Source organism: Herbaspirillum sp. C7C8 (assembly GCF_022627875.1).
Classification (GTDB): domain Bacteria; phylum Pseudomonadota; class Gammaproteobacteria; order Burkholderiales; family Burkholderiaceae_D; genus Herbaspirillum.
Window position 1 is genome coordinate 1 of sequence record NZ_JABXGG010000001.1, and the last position, 19,312, is coordinate 19,312.

General features: G+C 62.8%; 17 protein-coding genes. 2 read left to right on the forward strand and 15 right to left on the reverse strand.

Annotated features, from left to right (window positions below; all coding sequences use genetic code 11):
- Window positions 1-220: 220 nt before the first annotated feature.
- From HWE01_RS00005 to HWE01_RS00055, 11 genes are all read right to left on the reverse strand, one after another.
- On the reverse strand, window positions 221-721 hold the full coding sequence (locus HWE01_RS00005) for a cupin domain-containing protein (RefSeq protein ID WP_241820767.1): 501 nt from the start codon (window positions 719-721) through the stop codon (window positions 221-223).
- A 38-nt stretch (window positions 722-759) separates the two neighbouring features.
- Window positions 760-1,317, reverse strand: coding sequence for a TetR/AcrR family transcriptional regulator (locus tag HWE01_RS00010; protein WP_008331043.1), 558 nt, complete (start codon window positions 1,315-1,317; stop codon window positions 760-762).
- A 9-nt stretch (window positions 1,318-1,326) separates the two neighbouring features.
- Entirely contained in the window at window positions 1,327-1,797 is a 471-nt protein-coding gene (locus HWE01_RS00015) for a nuclear transport factor 2 family protein (protein ID WP_008331044.1), read from the reverse strand.
- Window positions 1,798-2,043: 246 nt separating this feature from the next.
- A complete protein-coding gene (locus HWE01_RS00020) occupies window positions 2,044-3,162 on the reverse strand; it encodes a hybrid sensor histidine kinase/response regulator (protein ID WP_241820768.1) in 1,119 nt (372 codons plus the stop codon).
- Window positions 3,159-3,794, reverse strand: a complete 636-nt coding sequence (locus HWE01_RS00025; protein ID WP_008331050.1) for a chemotaxis protein CheB — start codon at window positions 3,792-3,794, stop codon at window positions 3,159-3,161. Before HWE01_RS00025 ends, HWE01_RS00020 begins: the two co-directional genes overlap by 4 nt.
- A complete protein-coding gene (locus HWE01_RS00030) occupies window positions 3,791-4,642 on the reverse strand; it encodes a CheR family methyltransferase (RefSeq protein ID WP_008331052.1) in 852 nt (283 codons plus the stop codon). The genes HWE01_RS00025 and HWE01_RS00030 overlap by 4 nt, the downstream gene beginning before the upstream one ends.
- Entirely contained in the window at window positions 4,627-8,115 is a 3,489-nt protein-coding gene (locus tag HWE01_RS00035) for a response regulator (protein ID WP_241820992.1), read from the reverse strand. The genes HWE01_RS00030 and HWE01_RS00035 overlap by 16 nt, the downstream gene beginning before the upstream one ends.
- Before the next feature lie 232 nt (window positions 8,116-8,347).
- Entirely contained in the window at window positions 8,348-9,007 is a 660-nt protein-coding gene (locus HWE01_RS00040; RefSeq protein ID WP_175343333.1) for a DUF1345 domain-containing protein, read from the reverse strand.
- Window positions 9,008-9,118: 111 nt separating this feature from the next.
- Window positions 9,119-9,337 carry a hypothetical protein gene (locus HWE01_RS00045; RefSeq protein ID WP_008331060.1) on the reverse strand — a complete coding sequence of 73 codons (219 nt, stop codon included), beginning with the start codon at window positions 9,335-9,337 and terminating at the stop codon, window positions 9,119-9,121.
- Window positions 9,338-9,443: 106 nt separating this feature from the next.
- Window positions 9,444-10,865 carry a sensor histidine kinase gene (locus HWE01_RS00050; protein ID WP_008331062.1) on the reverse strand — a complete coding sequence of 474 codons (1,422 nt, stop codon included), beginning with the start codon at window positions 10,863-10,865 and terminating at the stop codon, window positions 9,444-9,446.
- A 16-nt stretch (window positions 10,866-10,881) separates the two neighbouring features.
- Window positions 10,882-11,544, reverse strand: a complete 663-nt coding sequence (locus HWE01_RS00055; RefSeq protein ID WP_241820769.1) for a response regulator transcription factor — start codon at window positions 11,542-11,544, stop codon at window positions 10,882-10,884.
- 357 nt (window positions 11,545-11,901) lie between these two features.
- On the opposite strand from HWE01_RS00055, the gene HWE01_RS00060 reads away from it, so the two are divergent.
- Both HWE01_RS00060 and HWE01_RS00065 read left to right on the forward strand, forming a co-directional pair.
- Window positions 11,902-14,130, forward strand: coding sequence for a TonB-dependent receptor (locus HWE01_RS00060; protein ID WP_241820770.1), 2,229 nt, complete (start codon window positions 11,902-11,904; stop codon window positions 14,128-14,130).
- A gap of 16 nt (window positions 14,131-14,146) precedes the next feature.
- Window positions 14,147-14,833 (forward strand): Fe2+-dependent dioxygenase, encoded by a 687-nt coding sequence (locus HWE01_RS00065; RefSeq protein WP_241820771.1) that lies wholly within the window; start codon window positions 14,147-14,149, stop codon window positions 14,831-14,833.
- A gap of 33 nt (window positions 14,834-14,866) precedes the next feature.
- Here the strand turns inward: HWE01_RS00065 and HWE01_RS00070 are convergent, their stop codons facing one another.
- The 4 genes from HWE01_RS00070 to HWE01_RS00085 form a co-directional block, all read right to left on the reverse strand.
- On the reverse strand, window positions 14,867-16,282 hold the full coding sequence (locus tag HWE01_RS00070) for a DHA2 family efflux MFS transporter permease subunit (RefSeq protein WP_241820772.1): 1,416 nt from the start codon (window positions 16,280-16,282) through the stop codon (window positions 14,867-14,869).
- A gap of 112 nt (window positions 16,283-16,394) precedes the next feature.
- Window positions 16,395-17,249 carry an ABC transporter permease gene (locus HWE01_RS00075; protein ID WP_008331071.1) on the reverse strand — a complete coding sequence of 285 codons (855 nt, stop codon included), beginning with the start codon at window positions 17,247-17,249 and terminating at the stop codon, window positions 16,395-16,397.
- Between the two features lie 58 nt (window positions 17,250-17,307).
- A complete protein-coding gene (locus HWE01_RS00080; protein WP_008331072.1) occupies window positions 17,308-18,135 on the reverse strand; it encodes an ABC transporter ATP-binding protein in 828 nt (275 codons plus the stop codon).
- A gap of 144 nt (window positions 18,136-18,279) precedes the next feature.
- A complete protein-coding gene (locus tag HWE01_RS00085) occupies window positions 18,280-19,293 on the reverse strand; it encodes an ABC transporter substrate-binding protein (protein WP_241820773.1) in 1,014 nt (337 codons plus the stop codon).
- Between the last annotated feature and the right edge of the window lie 19 nt (window positions 19,294-19,312).

Genomic DNA, 19,312 nt, shown 5'->3' on the forward strand with positions numbered 1-19,312 from the left:
CACGACGCGTCGCGCGCCTTGCCAGCGCCCTTTCTGGACAGAACGCATCTCACGCCTATTTATGAAATGGGTTCTAGCTTTATCCACTGGCACGTCTATTCCCGATCAGGAGCTCCGAATGCAAAAACGCCCGCGATATGCAGGCGCTTTCTTGGAAAGACGAGTTCCGCTTCCGGCCGTCAGCCGACTTCCGTGGCACTTCTGTCGATGAACACCATAGTCACTTCCGCGCCAACCGTTCAATCAGTTCTTTGTGCTGCGACCAGTCTTCCAGCAGCTGATCTGCCTGCGCGATTTCAAACGCATCAAATTCGAAGCCCGGCGCCACCGTGCACCCGACCAGGCTATAGCCCTCCCGAACCGTGCACTCGGCCGCAAACCAGGCGCCTGCCGGGACCAGCGCCTGGAAATCGGCGCCCTCATGCTCCAGCGCATTGCCCAGGCACAAGGTCTGAAGCTCCCCCTGCGGCAGCAGGACATGGACGTGCAGGGGGTCGCCTTCATAGAAGTGCCACATCTCTTCCGAATCGATCCGGTGCCAGGTTGACCGGTCCCCGCCAGCAAGCAGGTAATAGATGGCGGTCGCCGCCGAGCGGCCAGCACCGCCCGATGCGCGCGCTACACGCTCCGGGCTGCGATGGCTCTCCCGAAAGAAACCGCCCTCCGGATGGGGTTCAAGATTGAGATGTGAAATCAATTCTTCGAGGCGATGTCGGGACATGTTCTGGGTGATGGACGGGTTGAAGGGGGATATCAATATCAGCTTAAAAGCCGTTTCTCAAAGCGCTTCAATGTCTCCGCAAACACATCGGTACTGTCCAGCGCGCGCGCCAGCACCAGTGCCCCCTGTATTCCCCCCACGACCTCTTCGGCCAGCGCACGGGCTTCCTTGGGCTTGCGCCCGGTGCGCACCAGCGCAGAGGCCAGCGCCTCGATCCAGGCGGCAAAGTAATCACGCACCATCACCGCAAAGCGGTCGCGCTCATTGCCCAGCGCGAACACGCCCACCAGGCAAACCCGTTGCCCCGACAGGAAGTAGCGACTCACATCGCCGAACATGGCCTTGATCCCCGCAACCGCATCTTCGCTCTCGTTCAACGGATCAAACACATGCCGCCTGAACCACGCATCCACATGGCTCAGCACGGCTTCGGCCATTTCCTCTTTGCCACCAGGGAAAAAGTGATAGATGCTGCCCTTGCCCAGCCTGGTCCCTTCGCTGATGCGCGCCAGGCTCGCCCCCTCGAAACCGTAGGTGCGAAACACTTCCGCCAGCAAGGGGATCACATCGTCCTTTTCCGCAATGACTCTAGCCATTCATTTTCCTCAGATACCGAAATCGCTCAGCCCGGGATGATCGGCCGGGCGTGGGCCGCTATTGTCCCACAGGAATTTGCGTTCTTCCGGCTTGATCGGATGCTCATTGATGCAGGCGTGACGATGGTGCATCAGGCCGTTCTCGTCGAACTCCCAGTTTTCATTGCCGTAGGCGCGATACCACTGGCCGGAGTCGTCATGGTACTCGTAGGCGAAACGCACCGCGATACGCGCACCGTCAAAGGCCCACAGCTCCTTGACCAGTCGGTAATCCAGCTCGCGCGTCCATTTGCGCTTGAGCAAGGCGGTGATCGCTTCGCGGCCCTGGGCGAACTCGGCACGATTGCGCCACCAGCTGTCTTCGGTATAGGCAAGCGCGACCTTTTCGGCATCGCGGGTGTTCCAGCCGTTCTCGGCGAGACGAACTTTTTCGATGGCGGTTTCACGGGTGAACGGCGGAAGCGGCGGACGGATCGACATGGTTATTCTCCTTTAATGTACCGATCAACACACTATGTACTGTTCGGTACAGACAATATAGACCGATCAACTTTGATTGGCAAGCATTTTTGCCGTGCCATGTCGCATTGGCGACACCCCCTTCGAGAGACCATCAACCTGGAGACTGCTGCAAACGCGCAGGAGCGCCAGCACCAATGAAAAAGGCCCGCTTGGTGGAGCAGGCCTTCATCTCATGCAGTGGCGATCAACGGGGTTGAGCGTTCGTCAGCGCCTTGGCAACCTCACCGTCACCATGGTCTGCACCTGATCGTCCGAGGTCATGGTGATACTCCCCCCATGCGCCTTGACGATCTGCTGTGCGATGAACAACCCGAGCCCGAGTCCTTCCTTGCGGCCGACCTCGCGCTCGCCGCCACGGAAGGGGTCGAAAATCACCGGCAGCAAGGCCGCCGGAATCACGCCCCGATTGGCGATGACAAGCACCACTTCCCGCTCGCTGCGACCATCGATACCGATGCAGATCGGGCTGCCCGGCGCACCGTGCTGCAAGGCATTGCCCAGCAGATTGGCCGCCACCTGGCCGAGGCGGTCGCCGTCCCAATAGCCGTTGTCATCGCCTTCGATGCGGCGCTCCACGACGCTACCCGGATAGGTGGTCTGGTACTCCTGCACCACCCGTTCGGTGATCTCGCCCAGGCAGGCACTGGCACGTACCAGCGGGATGCCGCCGGCCAGTCGCGCACGGGCCAGGTCAAGCATGTTCTCGATCAGCTTGGCCATGCGCTTGCCGCCATTGAGGATTTGCTGCGAGGCCTTCTGCGCCACCTCATCCTTGTAGGTCCGCTGCAAGAGCGTTGCGGCCATCACCACCGCACTCAAGGGATTGCGCAGATCGTGACCGAGGATGGCCACGAACATCTCATTCATGCGCAGGGTCTCGGTGCGCTCCTTCAACTCCAGCGCCAGCAACTGCTTCTGGCGATACAGCTGGAAGAACACCTCGGCCTTGTTGCGCAGGATGTGTGGTTCGATGGGCTTGTAGAGAAAATCCACCGCGCCGCTCTCATACCCTTTGAACAGGCGACGCTCGTCCCGCACACCGGCCGTGACGAAGATCAGCGGCACGTTGCGGGTACGCTCGCTGCCACGAATCAGCTCGGCCAACTCGAAACCGTCCATGTCCGGCATCTGCACGTCCAGGAAAGCCAGCGCCACCTCATGCTGCAACAGCAGTTCGAGCGCTTCCAGGCCCGAACGCGCCAGCAGCAGCTCCACATCGTCCCGCTGCAGCAGGGCGGAGAGGGCCAACAAGTTTTCTTCGAGATCATCGACCAGCAGGAATTTCACCCGCGGCAGGTCTCTCTCTTTATGCTTTTCTGTCACCTGCTTTCCTTTTTCTGGTCATTCCCCGTTACGCCCAGCGAGCGCAACAAATCGGCGATCTGCGAGAGCGTGAGCACATGATCGATCTGTCCCAATGCCAATGCCTGTGCCGGCATGTAAGGCACCTGTGCCTGTTGCGGACTTTGTACCACGGTAACGCCGCCGGCGCGCGCAATGGCCTGCAATCCGGCCGCACCATCGTGATTGCCACCGGTCAGCACGATGCCCAGCAGGCGCTCACGATAGACATCGGCGGCCGATTCGAAGAGCACATCGATGGCCGGACGCGAATAGTTCACCAGCTCATCGTTGGACATGGCCAGTATCGGACCTTCGTCGCCGCGATCGACCAGCAGATGATAATCCGGTGGGGCAAAGTAGATCATGCCGGGCTGTACCGGCTCCTTGTCCTGCGCTTCCACCACCGGCTGGCGGCAACGGTCGGCGAAGATGGTGGCCAGCAGACTGGGGCGCTCGCGCGGAATATGCAGCACCACCATGGTCGCCACACGCGCACCACGCTGCAGCGCCGGCAGGATTTCCGACAAGGCTTCCACCCCACCGGCAGACGCACCGATGACGATCGCATCAATGGCACGCCCCCCCAGGGCCGGCAGCGGGACGGAGCTCACAGGTCCCCCTTTTTCTGGAAGATGCGATCTTCCCGCACCACTTCATCGAAGGCAGGACCGTGCGTCGAGAACCGCATCGACTCCTTTGAACCCAGTCCCAGGAAGCCCTTGCGCACCAGCGACTCGCGGAACAGGCCGAGCGCACGTTCCTGCAGATGGCGATTGAAATAGATCAGCACGTTGCGGCAGGACACCAGGTGCATTTCGGCAAAGACGCTGTCGGTGGCCAGGCTGTGATCGGAAAAGACCACGTTCTTGCGCAGTGATTTGTCGAAAACCACGGCCCCGTAGGCGGCCGTATAGTAATCCGAAAGCGAGGTCCTGGCTCCGGATTTCTGGTGATTGCTGGTGAAACCGGGGATACGGTCGAGCTCGTAGACGCCCGCCTCGGCCTTCTTGAGGGCGGCCTGGTTGATATCGGTAGCATAGATGATGCTGCGTTCCAGCAGCCCTTCCTCGCGCAGCAGGATCGCCAGCGAATAGACTTCCTCGCCGCTGCTGCAACCAGCCACCCAGATCTTGAGCGAAGGATAGGTGCGCAGCAATGGAATCACCTTCTCACGCAGCGCAAGAAAATAGCTGGGGTCGCGGAACATCTCGCTGACCTGTACCGTCAGGTAATCCATGAGCGCCGGGAACACGGTCGCATCATGCAGTACCTTGTCCTGCAACTGCGACAGCGTCTCGCAGCCGAAACGGATCATGGCCGTGGCCAGGCGGCGCTTCAACGACGCGCCGGCATAGCCGCGAAAATCGCAGTGATACTTGAGGTAGATGGCATCGAGCAACAACTGCATCTCGATATCGAAATGCTGGTTGGCCAGCGCCTGGTTTATTTCGGCATCCATACACGTACCAGGGACAGCAGTTTTTCCACATCCAAAGGCTTGGCGATGTAATCGTTGGCGCCGGCGGCCAGGCATTTCTCCTGGTCATCCTTCATGGCCTTGGCCGTCAGGGCGATGATGGGCAGGCGCTTCCAGACGGCCTGCTTGCGGATCTCGCGCATGGCGGTCAGGCCATCCATCTCCGGCATCATGATATCCATCAGGACCAGGTCGATCGGCGCACCGGGCTGTTCCTGGCTGCGTTGCAGGGCCTCCAGGGCTTCGCGGCCGTTGCGGGCGATGTCGACCTTCATGCCCTTGGGTTCCAGCACCGAGGATAGCGCAAAGATGTTGCGTACATCATCCTCCACCACCAGGATGCGGCGGCCTTCGAAGACCGTCTCGCGGTCGCGCGCCACCTTCAGCATGCGCTGGCTCTCCGCCGGCAGCGTGGTTTCCACCTGGTGCAGGAACAGCGTCACTTCATCGAGCAGGCGTTCCGGCGAGCGCGCATCCTTGATGATGATGGAGCGCGAGAAGCGGCGCAGGTGCTGTTCTTCCTCGGCCGACAGCGAGCGTCCGGTATATACGATCACTGGCGGGAAGGCCACGTGTTCCTGCTCGGCCATCCGCTCCAGCAGCTGGTAACCGGACAGGTCGGGCAGGTTCAGGTCCATCACCATGCAGTCGAAGGTGGTCTCGCGCAGGCGGGCCAGCGCATCGGCGGCGGTCCGCACACCCACCAGGTTGATGTTCTCCCCGGCCAGCAGCTGGCGGATGCTGTCGAGCTGGCGCGCATCGTCTTCCACTACCAGCACGTGGCGCAGGCCCTGCAGGAACTTGGCTTCCAGCTTGCGAATGGCACCCACCAGTTCCTCTCGCTGCACCGGCTTCAAGGCATAACCGATGGCGCCGCGTTCCAGCGCCTCGTGCGAATAATCGGCCACCGACACCACGTGCACCGGAATGTGGCGGGTCTTGGGATTGCGCTTGATCTGGTCCAGCACGCCCAGGCCGGAGAAGTCCGGCAGGTTCATGTCCATGAGGATGGCGCTGGGACGATACATCTCGGCGGCCGCCACGCCTTCGTTGGCCGAATGCGTGACCACGCACTGGAAGCCCATCTCGTGCGACAGGTCGCGCAGGATCATGGCGAAGGCGGCATCATCCTCGATCACCAGGATCAGGCGCGAGGACGATTCGATGCGATGACGGTCGTCGTCGATGGTGATGTCCTGCAGTTTCACCGGCGCACCCGGCACTACCTGCGGGCTGGGGATACGGACGTCCGGTGCGGTGGCCACCTGCGCGGCCTGCAGGGTCGCAGCCGCCGCCGAAGGTGCGGCAACGACCGCCGGCGTACGCACCACGGCCTGCTCGCCACTGTAGACCTGCGGCAACGAGAGCGTGAAGATACTGCCCTCGCCCACCCGGCTCTGCACCTGGATGTCGCCGCCCAGCAGATGCGCCAGGTCGCGCGAGATCGACAGGCCCAGACCGGTACCGCCGTACTTGCGGTGGGTGCTGCCATCGGCCTGGCGGAAGGCTTCGAAAATGAACTGGTGCTGGTCGGCACCGATGCCGATGCCGGTGTCGCGCACGGCGAAGGCGATGCGGCCACCTGCATCCGGATAGATGCGCAGGCTGACCTCGCCCTTCTCGGTGAACTTGATGGCGTTGGAGAGCAGGTTCTTCAAGATCTGGCCCAGGCGCTGCATGTCCGTTTCCATGCGCTGCGGCACGCCCGGGTCGACCTCGACCTTGAAGCCCAGGCCCTTCTGCTGCGCCGTCATGGCGAAGCTGGCCTTGAGTTCCTCGGCCATCTTGCTGACCACGAAGGATTCGGAAACGATATCGAGCTTGCCCGCTTCCATCTTCGACAGATCGAGGATGTCATTGATCAGGGCCAGCAGGTCATTGCCCGCCGAGGAAATGGTTTGCGCGAAGCGCACCTGCTCCTCGGAGAGGTTGCCCTGCTTGTTGTCGGCCAGCAGCTTGGCCAGGATCAGGGTGGAGTTCAGCGGTGTGCGCAGCTCGTGGCTCATGTTGGCCAGGAACTCGCTCTTGTACTGGTTGGCGCGCTCAAGCTCGGTGGCCTTTTCCACCAGCACCACCTGGGTCTTGGCCAGGTCATCCTTCTGGATTTCCAGCAGCTGGGTCTGTTCTTCCAGCTGGGCATTGGTTTCTTCCAGCTCGGCCTGCTGGGTTTCCAGGCGCAGTTGCGAGGCCTTCAGGGCCTGGCCCTGTTCTTCCAGCTCTTCGTTGTTGACGCGCAGCTCTTCCTGCTGGGCCTGCAATTCCTCGGACTGGCGCTGGGTCTCTTCAAGCAGTTCTTCCAGGCGGGTACGATCCTTGGAGGAGCGCACGGCAATGGCGATCTGGTCCGACAGCCGCGCCAGCAGCTCTTCTTCCTCGGAGCGCAACTGGCGCAGGAAGCCCAGTTCGAACACTGCCTGCACCATGCCATCGGCCGAGGCCGGCACGATCATCAGTTCGCGTGGCGCATGGCGTCCCACGGAAGAAGCCACGGTGAGGTATTGCTCCGGCACCTCCTTGACGTGCATGACGCGGTTGAGCTTGGCAGCCTGGCCCAGCAGACCCTGGCCATCGCGCAGGTGTGGCGGCTGTTCGCTCTCCTCTTCTGCCAGCGCATAGGCAGCGAAGCGCCGGAACTCGCCGTGCTCGGTACGCAGATAGATCGCACCGACCTGTGCATTCAGGTAGGCGGTCAGGAAGGCCAGGGTATTCTCCCCCAGCGCGTCCAGGCGTTGTTCGCCCTGCAGTCGTTCGGCCAGGCCCATCTGTCCGGCACGGATCCAGGCCTGCTTTTCGCGGGCGCGATAATCGCGCGAGGTGGTCACGGCCGCGGCCATGATCAGGACCAGCAGCAAGCCCGAACCACCCCACGCCACGGCGGTGGAGAACACCACGGCATCGCGCCAGTCGGCCTGGCGGCTGGCCAGCAGGTCACGCTCCTGTTCTTCCATGTCGTGCGTGAGTACGCGCACGCGGTCCATGAACATCTTGCCGCGATCGGATTGCACCACCGCCAGTGCGCCGACGGTATCGCCGTTGCGGCGGCGGCTGACGGTCTCGGCCAGCTCTTCGAGCTTGTCGGCGACCACGCGCTCGATCTGCGAGAGCCGTTGCAACTGATCCGGATTGTCGGAGAGCAGCCCGCGCAGCTTGGCAATCTCGCCGGGCAGCGCGGCACGTGCCTGGTTGTAGGGACTCAGATAGGACTCGGTGCCGGTGAGCAGGAAGCCGCGCTGGCTGGTCTCGGCATCCTTGAGGGTGGAGACCAGCATCTGCAATTGCTCGCGCACCTTCATGGTGTGCGAGACGGCGCTGGCAGCCTCGCCCCGGCTGACCGAGGCCTCCCAGGTGAACAGGGCAATCAGTACCACCGCCAGGATGGCGACGGCAAATCCGATCAGCGGCCCCAGGGGCAGCGGTGGTCCGGAAAAGGCGCCCTTGCCCTGGCGCTTCAACATGGCAATACGTTCTTCAGCTTGGCTGGAATAAACCCGCACGGTGCGCTCCGTTGTTCGAATCGTTGGTCGAGCTGCGGGGGTTCTGTGTGTCGCTGTGTCCCCCTCCCCTTGGTCTTGCCACCGGGAAAGCCGCCGATTATACGGGCCGCTTCCGGTTTGCGCAGAGCGCCGGTAGGACAAAGTGCCGGCAGTTCAGTTCCACGGCACGGTCATCCTGGCATGGGCATTCGTTTCAGCTGCCGGCCAGGCCGGCGGCGATATTGATGGACAAACCGATGATGGCGGCATTGAAGACAAAGCAGATCAGCGAATGCGCCAGCACCGATTTGCGCAGCGCGCGCGAGGCCACGGCCACGTCCGAGGTCTGCACCGCCACACTGATGGTGAAGGCGAAATACAGGAAATCCCAGTAGCCGGGATTGCGTATACCATCGGGAAAACGCAACGGCAGGGCTTGCGCATCGTCGTCCTCGGCATAGAAAAGGCGCGCGTAATGCAGCGTGAAAATGGTCCCGATCAGAGACCAGGAGCCGAAGACGGTAGAGGCCGTGAAGGCATAGCGCAACAACCGTCCACGCTCGTCGTGATGACTGCTGCCGCCGAGCTCCAGCAGGATGGCCAGAAGACTGGCAATGGCAGCCACGCAGATCATCACCAGCACCACCTGGGCGCTCTCATCCTCGGTCTCGGCCAGACGCCTGACGGCCCCGGCATCGGCGCGCAACATCATCAGCCACAGGCTCAGCAGATAGAACCAGACGCCGACATTCCAGCCGATGAGGCTGCGGCCTGTCCAGTTGCCGGCAGGAGCAAGGAGGGCGGCGGCAATCCCCACGCCGATGCCGATGAGCAAGCGCGGGTGGACCTGGAGGATGTGGCGGGCGACAGACATTGTTCTTCTTGGTAGGGTGAGCCTTCTGGAGCGACGCCTGCATCCTCAGGCTGCGGCGTCACGCAGGGGCAGGTTAGCATGGCCTGTGCGCTCCCGCCAGCGGCGCGCGGCTCAGAATTCATGCTCCTTCAAGGCGCGCCTGGCGCGTTCACGGGCGCTGGCCAGGGCTTCTTCCTCGGTCGGGAAAATGCCCACGGGAATGTAAGTTTCGGCAATCTCGGGCTCACGCGAGAGACGCACGAAGACTTGGGCCTCGAAGCCTTCATCGGGTTTTTCCACCGCATCGTAGCGGGCGATATGGGTGCCACTTTGCAAGACCTTGTCCGTCATGCTGCCTCCTGTGTCGTTCACGATGAAGCCCGTTTGACACAGCCGCAGGCATGAGGTTCTGTGCAAGCATGATGTCCTGCGGCAAGTACGGCCATCGCCGGCGACGTCAGGCCGCCAGGGGAAAGCGCACGGTGAAGATGGTGCCCTGCCCCTGCTCCTTGCAATCGACCGTGATGACGCCGCCATGGTCATGCGCGATCTCGCGCACGATGGCCAGACCCAGGCCGCTGCCGGCGATCTTGTCATTGGCGCGATAGTAGCGGTCAAAGATCAGCTCGCGGTGCTCGGGAGCAATGCCGGGACCGGAATCTTCCACCGTCAATACGGTGGCGCCCGCTTCTTCCAGGCAGCGCACCGTCACCGTCCCGTGTTGGGGAGAGTAGCGCACGGCATTGTCGATGAGGTTGTCGATCAGGTCGGCGAGCAGGAAACGGTCGCCGCGCAGACGCGCCGGTTGCAGATCGAAACCGAGGTCGATCTGCTTCTTGTCGGCCTCCTCGATGAAGTGCTGCACCGATTCTTCCACCAGCTTGTGCAGCGACAGTTCTTCCAGCTTGCGGCTTTCGAACAGGCCCGGTTCGGAGCGGGCCAGTGCCAGCAGTTGCCGGCTCTGACGGATCATGCGTTCCACCGAGGAATTCATCATCGCCAGCGAGCGGGCGGTATCGGGCTGGTCCTGGTGCTTGTCGTGCAGCAGCTCCAGTTGCAGCTTCAGGCCGGTCAGGGGCGTACGCAACTGATGGGCGACATCGGCCATGAAGTTCTGCTGCGCCTGTTCGCCCTTGCTGATACGGGCCATGAGTTCATTCATCGCCACGATCAGCGGCTGCAGTTCCACCGGCGCGCCGAGTCCGTCGATGGCCCCCAGCTTGCCGTGGCCGCGCTGCTCCAGGTTGCGCTGCAGGCTCTTCAAGGGACGCAGACCACGCCGCACGGCGATCAGCACCACCGACAGCGAACCGAAGGTCAGCGCGCCATCCAGCAGCAGGAAGGACAGCAGGATGGTGTAATGGGCACGGTCGCGCTTGCGCAGGGTCTCGGCCACGGCCACCGAGATCACGCCATTCTTGACCCGCACCTGCATGGCCGAAATACGGACCGGCTCACCGCGCATCTGGCCGTCATAGTTGAAGGGACGATCGTAGATCTCGCTTTCCGGCAATTGCGGGAATCCCTTGTCGCCCACCAGGATCTCGCCCTCGGTATTGCGCACGGCAAAGAAGGTGGTGTCGGAGTGATTGCTGCGCAGGATCTGTTCGGCCTGCTGGGTCAGCTCGGCCGTGGTGCGTTCCTGGCGATGGCGCACTTGCGCATACAGGCCCCAGGTGGAATCCATCAGGTTCTGGTCGAAGGCATGCTGGGCCGGCAGCCAGGCCAGCCAGTAGGTCAGGCCGGCCCCCACCAGGTTCAGCAGCAGCAAGGGCGCGATCAGCCACCTGAGCAGGTCGCGCCGGATGCTGAGGTGAGGGTTCCCGGAAGGACGCGGGGCCGCAGCAGTGCTGTCCGCCTGCTGGTCGATGACCGTCATGGTGCGGCGTACCGGTTCAGTTCTCGCTCTTTTCGAGCATGTAGCCGAAGCCGCGAATGGTGCGGATGACCACGCCCGAATCAGCGATCTTCAGGCGGATGCGCGAGACATAGACTTCCACCGCATTGATGGTGAAGTCCTCGCCCCAGGGCAGGACGGCATCGATGATCTGCTGCTTGGAAACCACGCGCGAGGCGTGCTGCATAAGGTATTCCAGCACCGTCCATTCGCGCAGCGACAGTTCGATCTTGCGACCATCGATATCGGCGCGCTTGGTGGCATTGTCCAGCGACAGACCGCCCACGGCCAGTTGCGCCGGTTGCGGCGCGCTGCGGCGGATCAGCGCCTTGATGCGGGCCACCAGCTCGGGCGTGGCGAAGGGCTTGACCAGATAGTCATCGGCCCCCAGTTCCAGGCCATGCACGCGGTCGGGAATGGTATCGCGGGCAGTCAGCAGCAGCACGGGCGTGTTGTTGCCGTTGGCGCGCATGCGGCGCAGGACCTCGAAACCATCGATGCCGGGCAGGCCGATGTCGAGCACCAGCACGGCCGCGTTGAAACGCTGCGACAGCGCATCGTTGCCGTTGTTGACGGTATGCACGGTGAAACCATGCGAGTTGAGTACCCGCGACAGACCGTCGGTGAGTACCGGGTCGTCTTCGACCAGCAAAACATTCATAGGGGGACTTCTGTTGAGAAAAACGGCGCAAAACATCTGCGTAACGCTGCATCGTATTGCAGCCCAGGCCATGCTGCAAATGAGGCGTTCGCCCAGGCGGGGGGCGGCATGCGCAGAGTGTTTCTTTTTTGTCACACTCAGTTCGGCGTCAGCTTGTTGACAGCACTTTGTCAGGCTTGACCCTTAATCTTGCCAGCCATGCGAATGAGAATCCCAATCATTAGCATGTAAAAAACACTGGTCACCAGCCAGCCAAACGTCCCTCCTTGTCGAAGGACGGAGTAGCCAGCCATGCGAGGCGGTCCTGCGCGAGCGGACCGCCTCATCATTTCCTACTCCACTAGCGACAAGAACAACATGAACCGTCTCACGCCGATGGCCGCCGCATTGGTCGCCCTCTTTGCCGTCCCTCTCGCCGCCCACGCGCAGCAGGCCACTCCCGACAGCGCCACCACCGCCGCGCCGGCCGACAGCCAGCTCGCCCCCGTCACGGTGGAAGGCCGTCGGGATGACTTCGCCAGCACCGGCACCGCCCTCACCAAACTGCCCGCCGACCTGCACGACGTGGCGCAATCGGTGACCGTGGTCAACAAGGCGCAGATGCAGTCGCAAGGCGTGAGTTCGCTGGCCGATGCGCTGCGCAACGTGTCCGGCATCACCCTGGGCGGGGCCGAAGGCGGTCAGATCGGCAACAACATCAACCTCAACGGCTTCTCGGCGCGCACCGACATCTATCTCGATGGCTTCCGCGACCGTGGCCAGTACTACCGCGACACCTTCGCCATCGAGGAAGTGGAAGTCCTCATGGGCCCTTCCTCGATGCTCTTCGGGCGTGGCTCCACCGGCGGCATCATCAACCAGGTCAGCAAGAAGGCCAATCTGAAGGCTGCCACCGAAATCTCCGGTTCGGTCAGCACCAATGGTCTGGTGCGCAGCACGGTCGATGTGAACCGTCCGCTCTCGGACACCTCGGCCCTGCGCATCGAAGCCATGGCCCAGAACGGCGCGGCCAGCACGCGCAACCAGACCGACGTGCAGGACTTCGGCCTGGCCGGCTCTTATGTCTGGGGCATCGGTACCCCCACCGAGATCACCCTGTCGGCCCTGTTGCAACACAACCAGGACCAGCCCGATTACGGCCTGCCGGCACTGAACGGCCATCCCGTCAACGTCGACCGCAATACCGCCTATGGCCTGGACAGTGACCGCACCATCCAGGACGTGGCTTCGTTCAATGCAGGCATCAAGCACCGAATCGCCCCGGACGTCACGCTGCGCAATCAGACCCAGTTCAACTACGTGCACACCGATGCGGTGGAAACCGCGCCCAATACCATCGGCACGATCTCTTCCAGCGGCTTCACGGCGCTCACCAATGCCAGCAGCAGCCTGCCGCTGTCCAGTCTCTACGTGCGCGGTCAGAGCCATGACCGTGTGATCACCGACTATTCCATCTTCAACCAGACCGAACTGGCGGCCAAGTTCGCCACCGGCAGCGTCAAGCACGATGCCATCGTCGGTGTGGAAGTCGGCCACGACGGCTACGACAACCAGGCCTCTTACCGCAACGGCAGCTGCAATGGCCGCTCGCTCAATGCCTCCGGCGCCACCACCGGCTACCTGGATTGCGTGAGCGTGGTCAATCCGTCCTACAGCGCTGCCGGCAGCAGCGTAGCCGATGCCGCCGGCAACCATGCCGGTGGCAGCGCCAACACCATCGCCGCCTATGTGGGCGACACCATCGCGCTGGTGCCGCAATGGAAGCTGGTGGGCGGCCTGCGCTATGACCGCTATGTCGCCAGCATCACCAATTCGATCAACTCGGGCAATACCACCGGTTCCACCGCACTGGGCTATGCCCAGCAGAGCGTGAACTTCCTGAGCGTACGTTCGGGCGCAATCTGGCAGCCCAGTGTCGCGCAGTCCTATTACGTTTCCTACGGCACCTCATTCAATCCTTCGCTGGAGCAGTTGACCGGTACCGCAGGCCAGCAGAACCTGGATCCGGAAAAGAACCGTTCCTATGAAGTCGGTGGCAAGTGGGATGTCGCAGAAGGCCTGGCGCTGACTGCCGCCGGCTTCCAGATCACCAAGGAAAACGCCCGCAGCCAGGTGGCTACCGGCGTCTACGCACTGGCCGGTACGGTCCGCGTCAACGGTGCGCGCGCCGGTGCCACAGGTCGCATCACGCGCGACTGGCAGATCGCCGCCAACTACACCTACCTGGATGCCAAGGTCATCGGCGGTGCCGTGGCTGACACGTCGGTAGGCAAGATCCCGGTCAACACGCCCAAGCACACCCTGACCACCTGGACCACCTACGACCTGGCCCCGCACTGGCAGGTCGGTGGCGGCGCGACCTATATGTCGCAGCGCTATGCCAACGCTACCAACACCGTGCAGGTCGGCGGCTACACCCGTTACGACGCGATGCTGGCCTACACCACCAAGGCCTACGACATCCGCCTGAACCTCTACAACCTGAGCAACAAGATGTATTACGATGCGCTGATCCAGTCCGACGGCGGCCGTTCGGTCCCGGGTTCGGGCCGTACCGCCCTGCTGTCACTGGCCTATCGCATGTAAGAAAGAAGACGCGCCCATGCTCATCACCATCCCTCAGCTGCTGGATCCGCAAGCCCTGCAGCAGGTACGCAACTTGCTGGACCAGGCGGGCCAAGCCTGGGTGGATGGGCGCGTCACGGCGGGCTACCAGGGTGCGCCGGTGAAGTTCAACCAGCAGATCGACGAGCATTCGGAGGTCGCCCTGCAATGCCAGCGCATCATCGTCTCTGCGCTGGAGCGGCATCCGCGCTTCATCAGCGCGGCACTGCCCAACCTGATCTACCCGCCCATGTTCAATCGCTATGGCGAGGGCATGCACTTTGGTGCCCACGTCGACGGCAGCGTGCGCATCCATCCGCATACGGGACGCAAGCTGCGCACCGACGTTTCGGCCACGCTGTTCCTGGCCGACCCGGCTGACTACGATGGCGGTGAATTGCAGATCGACGACAGCTACGGCATGCACAGCGTCAAGCTGGCCGCCGGCGACATGGTGCTCTATCCGGCCACCAGCCTGCATACCGTGACACCGATCACGCGCGGCGTACGCATGGGCTGTTTCTTCTGGATTCAAAGCCTGGTGCGCGACGATGGCCAGCGCCAGATGCTGTTCGACATGGACAACGCCATCCAGCGCCTGAACCAGACCGATGCCGATGCGCTCGCACGGCGCACCCTGGTGGGCTGCTACCACAACCTGCTGCGACAATGGAGCGAGACCTGATCGCTCCTGCGCCGGCCCGATGATTGATATCGTTTATCGGAAGTAGCGCGGATCCATCTTGCGGAACACCCAGGCCGAGATCAGGGTGATCGCGCCCACGATCACGAAGGTAATCTGGAAGCTGGCGTTGGTCGCCATGCCCGCCTCGTTCTTGAACAGATTGACCATGGTGCTGCCGATGGTCACTCCCAGCCCGATGGCCAGCATCTGCACCATCGAGAACAGACTGTTGCCGCTGCCCGCATCTTCCTTGCGCAGCCCCTTCAAGGTCACACTGTTCATGGCCGCGAACTGCATCGAGTTGGAGGCGCCGAAGACGGCCAGTTGCACGATCGACGCCGCCAGCGGCCAGCCGGGCGTGATCAGCGCGAAGGAGACGATGGACAGGCCGACGATGGCCGTATTGACCAGCAGGAAGCGGTCATAGCCGAAACGCTTGACCAGCGGGGCGATCCACGGCTTGGCGATGGTGCCGGCAATGGCCGCCGGCAGCAGCAGCATGCCCGCATGCAGCGGCGAATAGCCCAGCCGCACCTGCAAGAGCAGGGGCAGCAGGAAAGGTACCGCCGAAGAACCGATGCGACACACCAGGTTGCCGGCCAGTCCGATGCTGAAATTGGGCTCACCAAACAGACCAAGCCGGAACAGTGGACGCGGATGAACGGACGCATGGCGCCAGTAGACCAGTACAGTCAGCGCTGCCAGACCGAACAGTCCGATGCTCCAGCCAGTACGGTTGTGATCGAAAGGCACGTCCAGCGCCAGCGAGAAGGCCACCATGCAGGCGGACAGCAAGACGCACCCGATCAGGTCGAAGCGAAGTGGACCGGCAAGCTTGTCATCGGGAAGAAAGTACAGTACGGCCCCCATCCCCAGTACACCTACAGGCAAGTTGATCAGAAAGATCCAGTGCCAGGACAGGCTTTCCACCAGCCACCCGCCCAGTACAGGGCCGACCACCGGCCCAAGCTGCCCGGCAATCGAGATCGAGGCCAGCGCGGCGATATACTGCGCGCCCGGCACGGCCCGCAACACGGCCAGGCGTCCGACCGGCAGCAACATCGATCCCCCCAGCCCCTGCACCACACGCGCGGCCAGCAGCAATGGCAGCGTCGACGCCACCGCGCACAGCACCGAGCCCAGCGCGAACAGCAGGATCGCCGCAAAATACACGCGGCGCGTGCCGAAACGGTCGGCCAGCCAGCCGGAGGCCGGCGTGAGCGAGGCCATGGTCAGCGTATAGGCCACCACGACCGGGTGCATGTTCAGGACCGGTTCGCCCAGGCTGCGCGCCACGGCGGGCAAGGCGGTGTTGACGATGGTGGTGTCCAGCGTCTGCATGAAGAAGCCCGACGCGACGATCCACAGCAAGGCACGCTGGGTCACGGGATCGTTGAGAGAGGCGGGGGCGGGCGTGTCGCGAAGACGCGGCGGCAAGTTGGCGGACATGGCGAAGTCGAAGTGGGAATGCGCTGGCGAAAATACGGCGGGGACACGTCGCTCGCAAGCATCCGTGTCCCCGCGTACTACCGCCACATTCTACGCCTTGAGCGCCTTCTCATCAGAAGGCCTGCGGACGCCACTTCAGCAGGCGTCGTTCCAGCGCATGCAGCAGCCAGTCCGCCGCCAGGGCCACCACCGCCAGCACGATCATGGCCGCGAACACGCCGCTGGCATTGAAGGCGCCCTGGGCAGTGGAGATCAGCAGGCCGATACCCTGTTTGGAACCGAGGAACTCGCCCACCACGGCCCCCACCAGTGCAAAGCCGAAGCTCACGTGCAGGCTGGCCAGGATCCACGACAGCGCCGAGGGAACCACTACCGCCATGGTCACCTGGCGGCGCGAGGCACCGAGGATCTGGGCGTTGGCGATCATGTAGCGGTCAGCCTCGCGTACGCCCTGGAAGGCATTGGCGAACACCACGAAGAACACCATCACCACCGCCAGCGCCACCTTGGAGGCCATGCCCAGGCCGAAGGCGATGACGAAGATCGAACCCAGCACCACGCGCGGGATCGAATTGGCGATCTGGATGTAGAGGCTGAAGACATCCGAGAGCAGCTTGTTGCGCCCAAGGACGATGCCGGCGATGACCCCGGCCACCGAGCCGATCAGGAAGCCCAGCACGGTCTCTTCCAGCGTCACCAGGACCTGGGTCCAGAGCGAACCCTGGGAAGTCCCTTCCACCATCCAATCGTAGATCTGCGCCACGATCAGCGAGGGCTGGGAAAAGAAGAACGGATCGATCCAGCCGATACGCGCGCAGACTTCCCAGCCGCCCAGGACGATCACCAGGATGGCGATGCGCAGGCCGATCACCAGTTGGTGACGCGCGCGGATCTTGCGTTGCGCCTCCGCTTCGACGGCGGCGATGTCCATCATCGGGGCGTTGTGGCTTGCTTGTGCTTGTGTCATGGGATTCCCCTGTATTTCAGAATTGAATAGGCGATGTACGTACGCGCGTCCAGCCGCATCACGCGATGTGGACTTCCTCGCGCAGATCGGCCCAGATACGGCGCGAGATATCGATGAAGCGCTGCTCGTAACGCACCTCCTCCATCACGCGCGGACGCGGCAGGTCGATGGGGTAGACGCTCTTCAAGGTGGCCGGACGTGCGGTGAGCACATAGACCTTGTCGGCCAGGGCGATGGCTTCCTCCAGGTCGTGGGTGACGAACACCACCGAGCCCGAATGGGCCGACCACAGGCGCAGCAGTTCATCCTGCATCAGGGTGCGGGTCTGCATGTCGAGCGCCGAGAAGGGTTCATCCATCAGCAAGATCTCGGGGCTGTTGATGAAGGTCTGGGCCAGCGCCACGCGCTTGCGCATGCCGCCGGAGAGCTGGTGCGGATAGTGGTCGCCGAACTTGTCCAGGCCCACGCGGCGGATCCATTCGTCGGCCAGGGCATGCGCCTGTTCCTTGGACTGGCCACGGAACATCGGACCGGCGGCGACGTTGTCACGCACGCTGCGCCAGGGGAAGACGGCGTCGTTCTGGAATACGAAACCGATGCGCGGATCGATGCCGTTGACCGGCTGCCCCATCACCCGCACCTCGCCCACGGTGGGCTTGAGCAGGCCGGTGATGAGCGAGAGCGTGGTCGACTTGCCGCAACCGGTCGGGCCGACCACGGCGACGAATTCACCGCGCGCCACGCTCATGGAGAAATCACGCAGCGCCACGGTGGCCTTGCCATCGGCGGTAATGAAGCGGCAGCTCACGTTGCGCAGTTCGATGGCCGGCGTTGCCTGGGCGGCCTGGCCGGCGGGGGTGAAGGCCTGCTGGTTGATGGCGTTCATCGTGGTGCTCTTTCGTAGCTGAAGGTTGAGTGCCGCCCTGACGCGCGCACGCGCATCATGGCGTAGATCATTGACGGGATGGATCGAATGCAGGGAAGGACTGGCCAATGCTCACTGGTCACTGCTCACTGGCCAGTCCCGGCTTCATTTCACGGTGCTGACGAATTCATCCGTGTAGGTCTTGGACAAGTCCACATGCTTGCCCTTGACGTTGGGGTTGAAACCCGACAGCACAGCCAGTACGGTTTCGGGGCCGCCCTTGGGCATCTTGCCGTCCTGCGAATACATCGGCAGCGAATTGCTCAGCGCCTGGACATACAGCGGCTTGTTGTTGCCGTAATAGTCCTTGGGCATCTTGTCGGCGATCTGCTCGGCGGTGTGGGTATTGATGAATTTGAGCGTCTTGACGAAGGCGTGTGCCAGCTTCTGGGCCTCGTCCTTGTGGCTGTTGAGCCAGCTGCGCTGCACGTAGACGCTGGAGGCCGGATACAGTCCGCCCAGCGCCTTGACGGTACCCTCCACGGTACGCATGTCGATGAGCACCTTGGCGTCGCCCGTCTTGAGCAACTGCGATGCGGTCGGTTCGGTGGTCATGCCGGCATCGATGCGGCCCTGCTTCATGGCGGCGATGAAGGTATTGTCGGCGCCCACCGGCAATACCGAGAACTGCTTGGAGGTGATGCCCTCGCGGGAGGCCAGGTATTGCGTCAGGAAGTTGGTGGACGAACCCAGTCCGGTCACGCCCAGGGTCTTGCCCTTGGCATCGGCCATGCTCTGGAAGTGCGGCGCGGCCTTGGTCGAGACCAGTTCCACTTCACCCGGCACCTGGCCCAGGATGGTGATGGCGGTGACTTCCTTGCCCTTGGTCTGCAGGTCGATGGAGTGATCATAGAAACCGACCACCGCCTGAACGGCCCCGGCCAGCAGCTCATTCTCGGCATCGACCCCGGCCGGCTGCGACTGCAGCTCCACGTCCAGGCCCTCTTCCTTGAAATAGCCCAGCTGTTCGGCCAGCTTGGCCGGCAGGTAGACCATCTTGTTGATGCCGCCCACCATGATGGTGATTTTGGCGGCAGCCGACGCCTGGATCGGCATGGCGGCCAGCACGGTGCCGGCAACGGCCAGCGACAACAGGCCACGACGGAAATTTTTGTTCATGTCAGCTCCTCGAAATGGA

Excerpts from the sequence above, each read along its gene's own strand:
- HWE01_RS00005 (WP_241820767.1), bottom strand. The coding sequence starts at position 721 with ATGTCCCGACATCGCCTCGAAGAATTGATTTCACATCTCAATCTTGAA.
- HWE01_RS00010 (WP_008331043.1), bottom strand. The coding sequence starts at position 1,317 with ATGGCTAGAGTCATTGCGGAAAAGGACGATGTGATCCCCTTGCTGGCG.
- HWE01_RS00015 (WP_008331044.1), bottom strand. The coding sequence starts at position 1,797 with ATGTCGATCCGTCCGCCGCTTCCGCCGTTCACCCGTGAAACCGCCATC.
- HWE01_RS00030 (WP_008331052.1), bottom strand. The coding sequence starts at position 4,642 with ATGGATGCCGAAATAAACCAGGCGCTGGCCAACCAGCATTTCGATATC.
- HWE01_RS00035 (WP_241820992.1), bottom strand. The coding sequence starts at position 8,115 with ATGTTGAAGCGCCAGGGCAAGGGCGCCTTTTCCGGACCACCGCTGCCC.
- HWE01_RS00040 (WP_175343333.1), bottom strand. The coding sequence starts at position 9,007 with ATGTCTGTCGCCCGCCACATCCTCCAGGTCCACCCGCGCTTGCTCATC.
- HWE01_RS00045 (WP_008331060.1), bottom strand. The coding sequence starts at position 9,337 with ATGACGGACAAGGTCTTGCAAAGTGGCACCCATATCGCCCGCTACGAT.
- HWE01_RS00050 (WP_008331062.1), bottom strand. The coding sequence starts at position 10,865 with ATGACGGTCATCGACCAGCAGGCGGACAGCACTGCTGCGGCCCCGCGT.
- HWE01_RS00055 (WP_241820769.1), bottom strand. The coding sequence starts at position 11,544 with ATGAATGTTTTGCTGGTCGAAGACGACCCGGTACTCACCGACGGTCTG.
- HWE01_RS00060 (WP_241820770.1), top strand. The coding sequence starts at position 11,902 with ATGAACCGTCTCACGCCGATGGCCGCCGCATTGGTCGCCCTCTTTGCC.
- HWE01_RS00065 (WP_241820771.1), top strand. The coding sequence starts at position 14,147 with ATGCTCATCACCATCCCTCAGCTGCTGGATCCGCAAGCCCTGCAGCAG.
- HWE01_RS00070 (WP_241820772.1), bottom strand. The coding sequence starts at position 16,282 with ATGTCCGCCAACTTGCCGCCGCGTCTTCGCGACACGCCCGCCCCCGCC.
- HWE01_RS00075 (WP_008331071.1), bottom strand. The coding sequence starts at position 17,249 with ATGACACAAGCACAAGCAAGCCACAACGCCCCGATGATGGACATCGCC.
- HWE01_RS00080 (WP_008331072.1), bottom strand. The coding sequence starts at position 18,135 with ATGAACGCCATCAACCAGCAGGCCTTCACCCCCGCCGGCCAGGCCGCC.
- HWE01_RS00085 (WP_241820773.1), bottom strand. The coding sequence starts at position 19,293 with ATGAACAAAAATTTCCGTCGTGGCCTGTTGTCGCTGGCCGTTGCCGGC.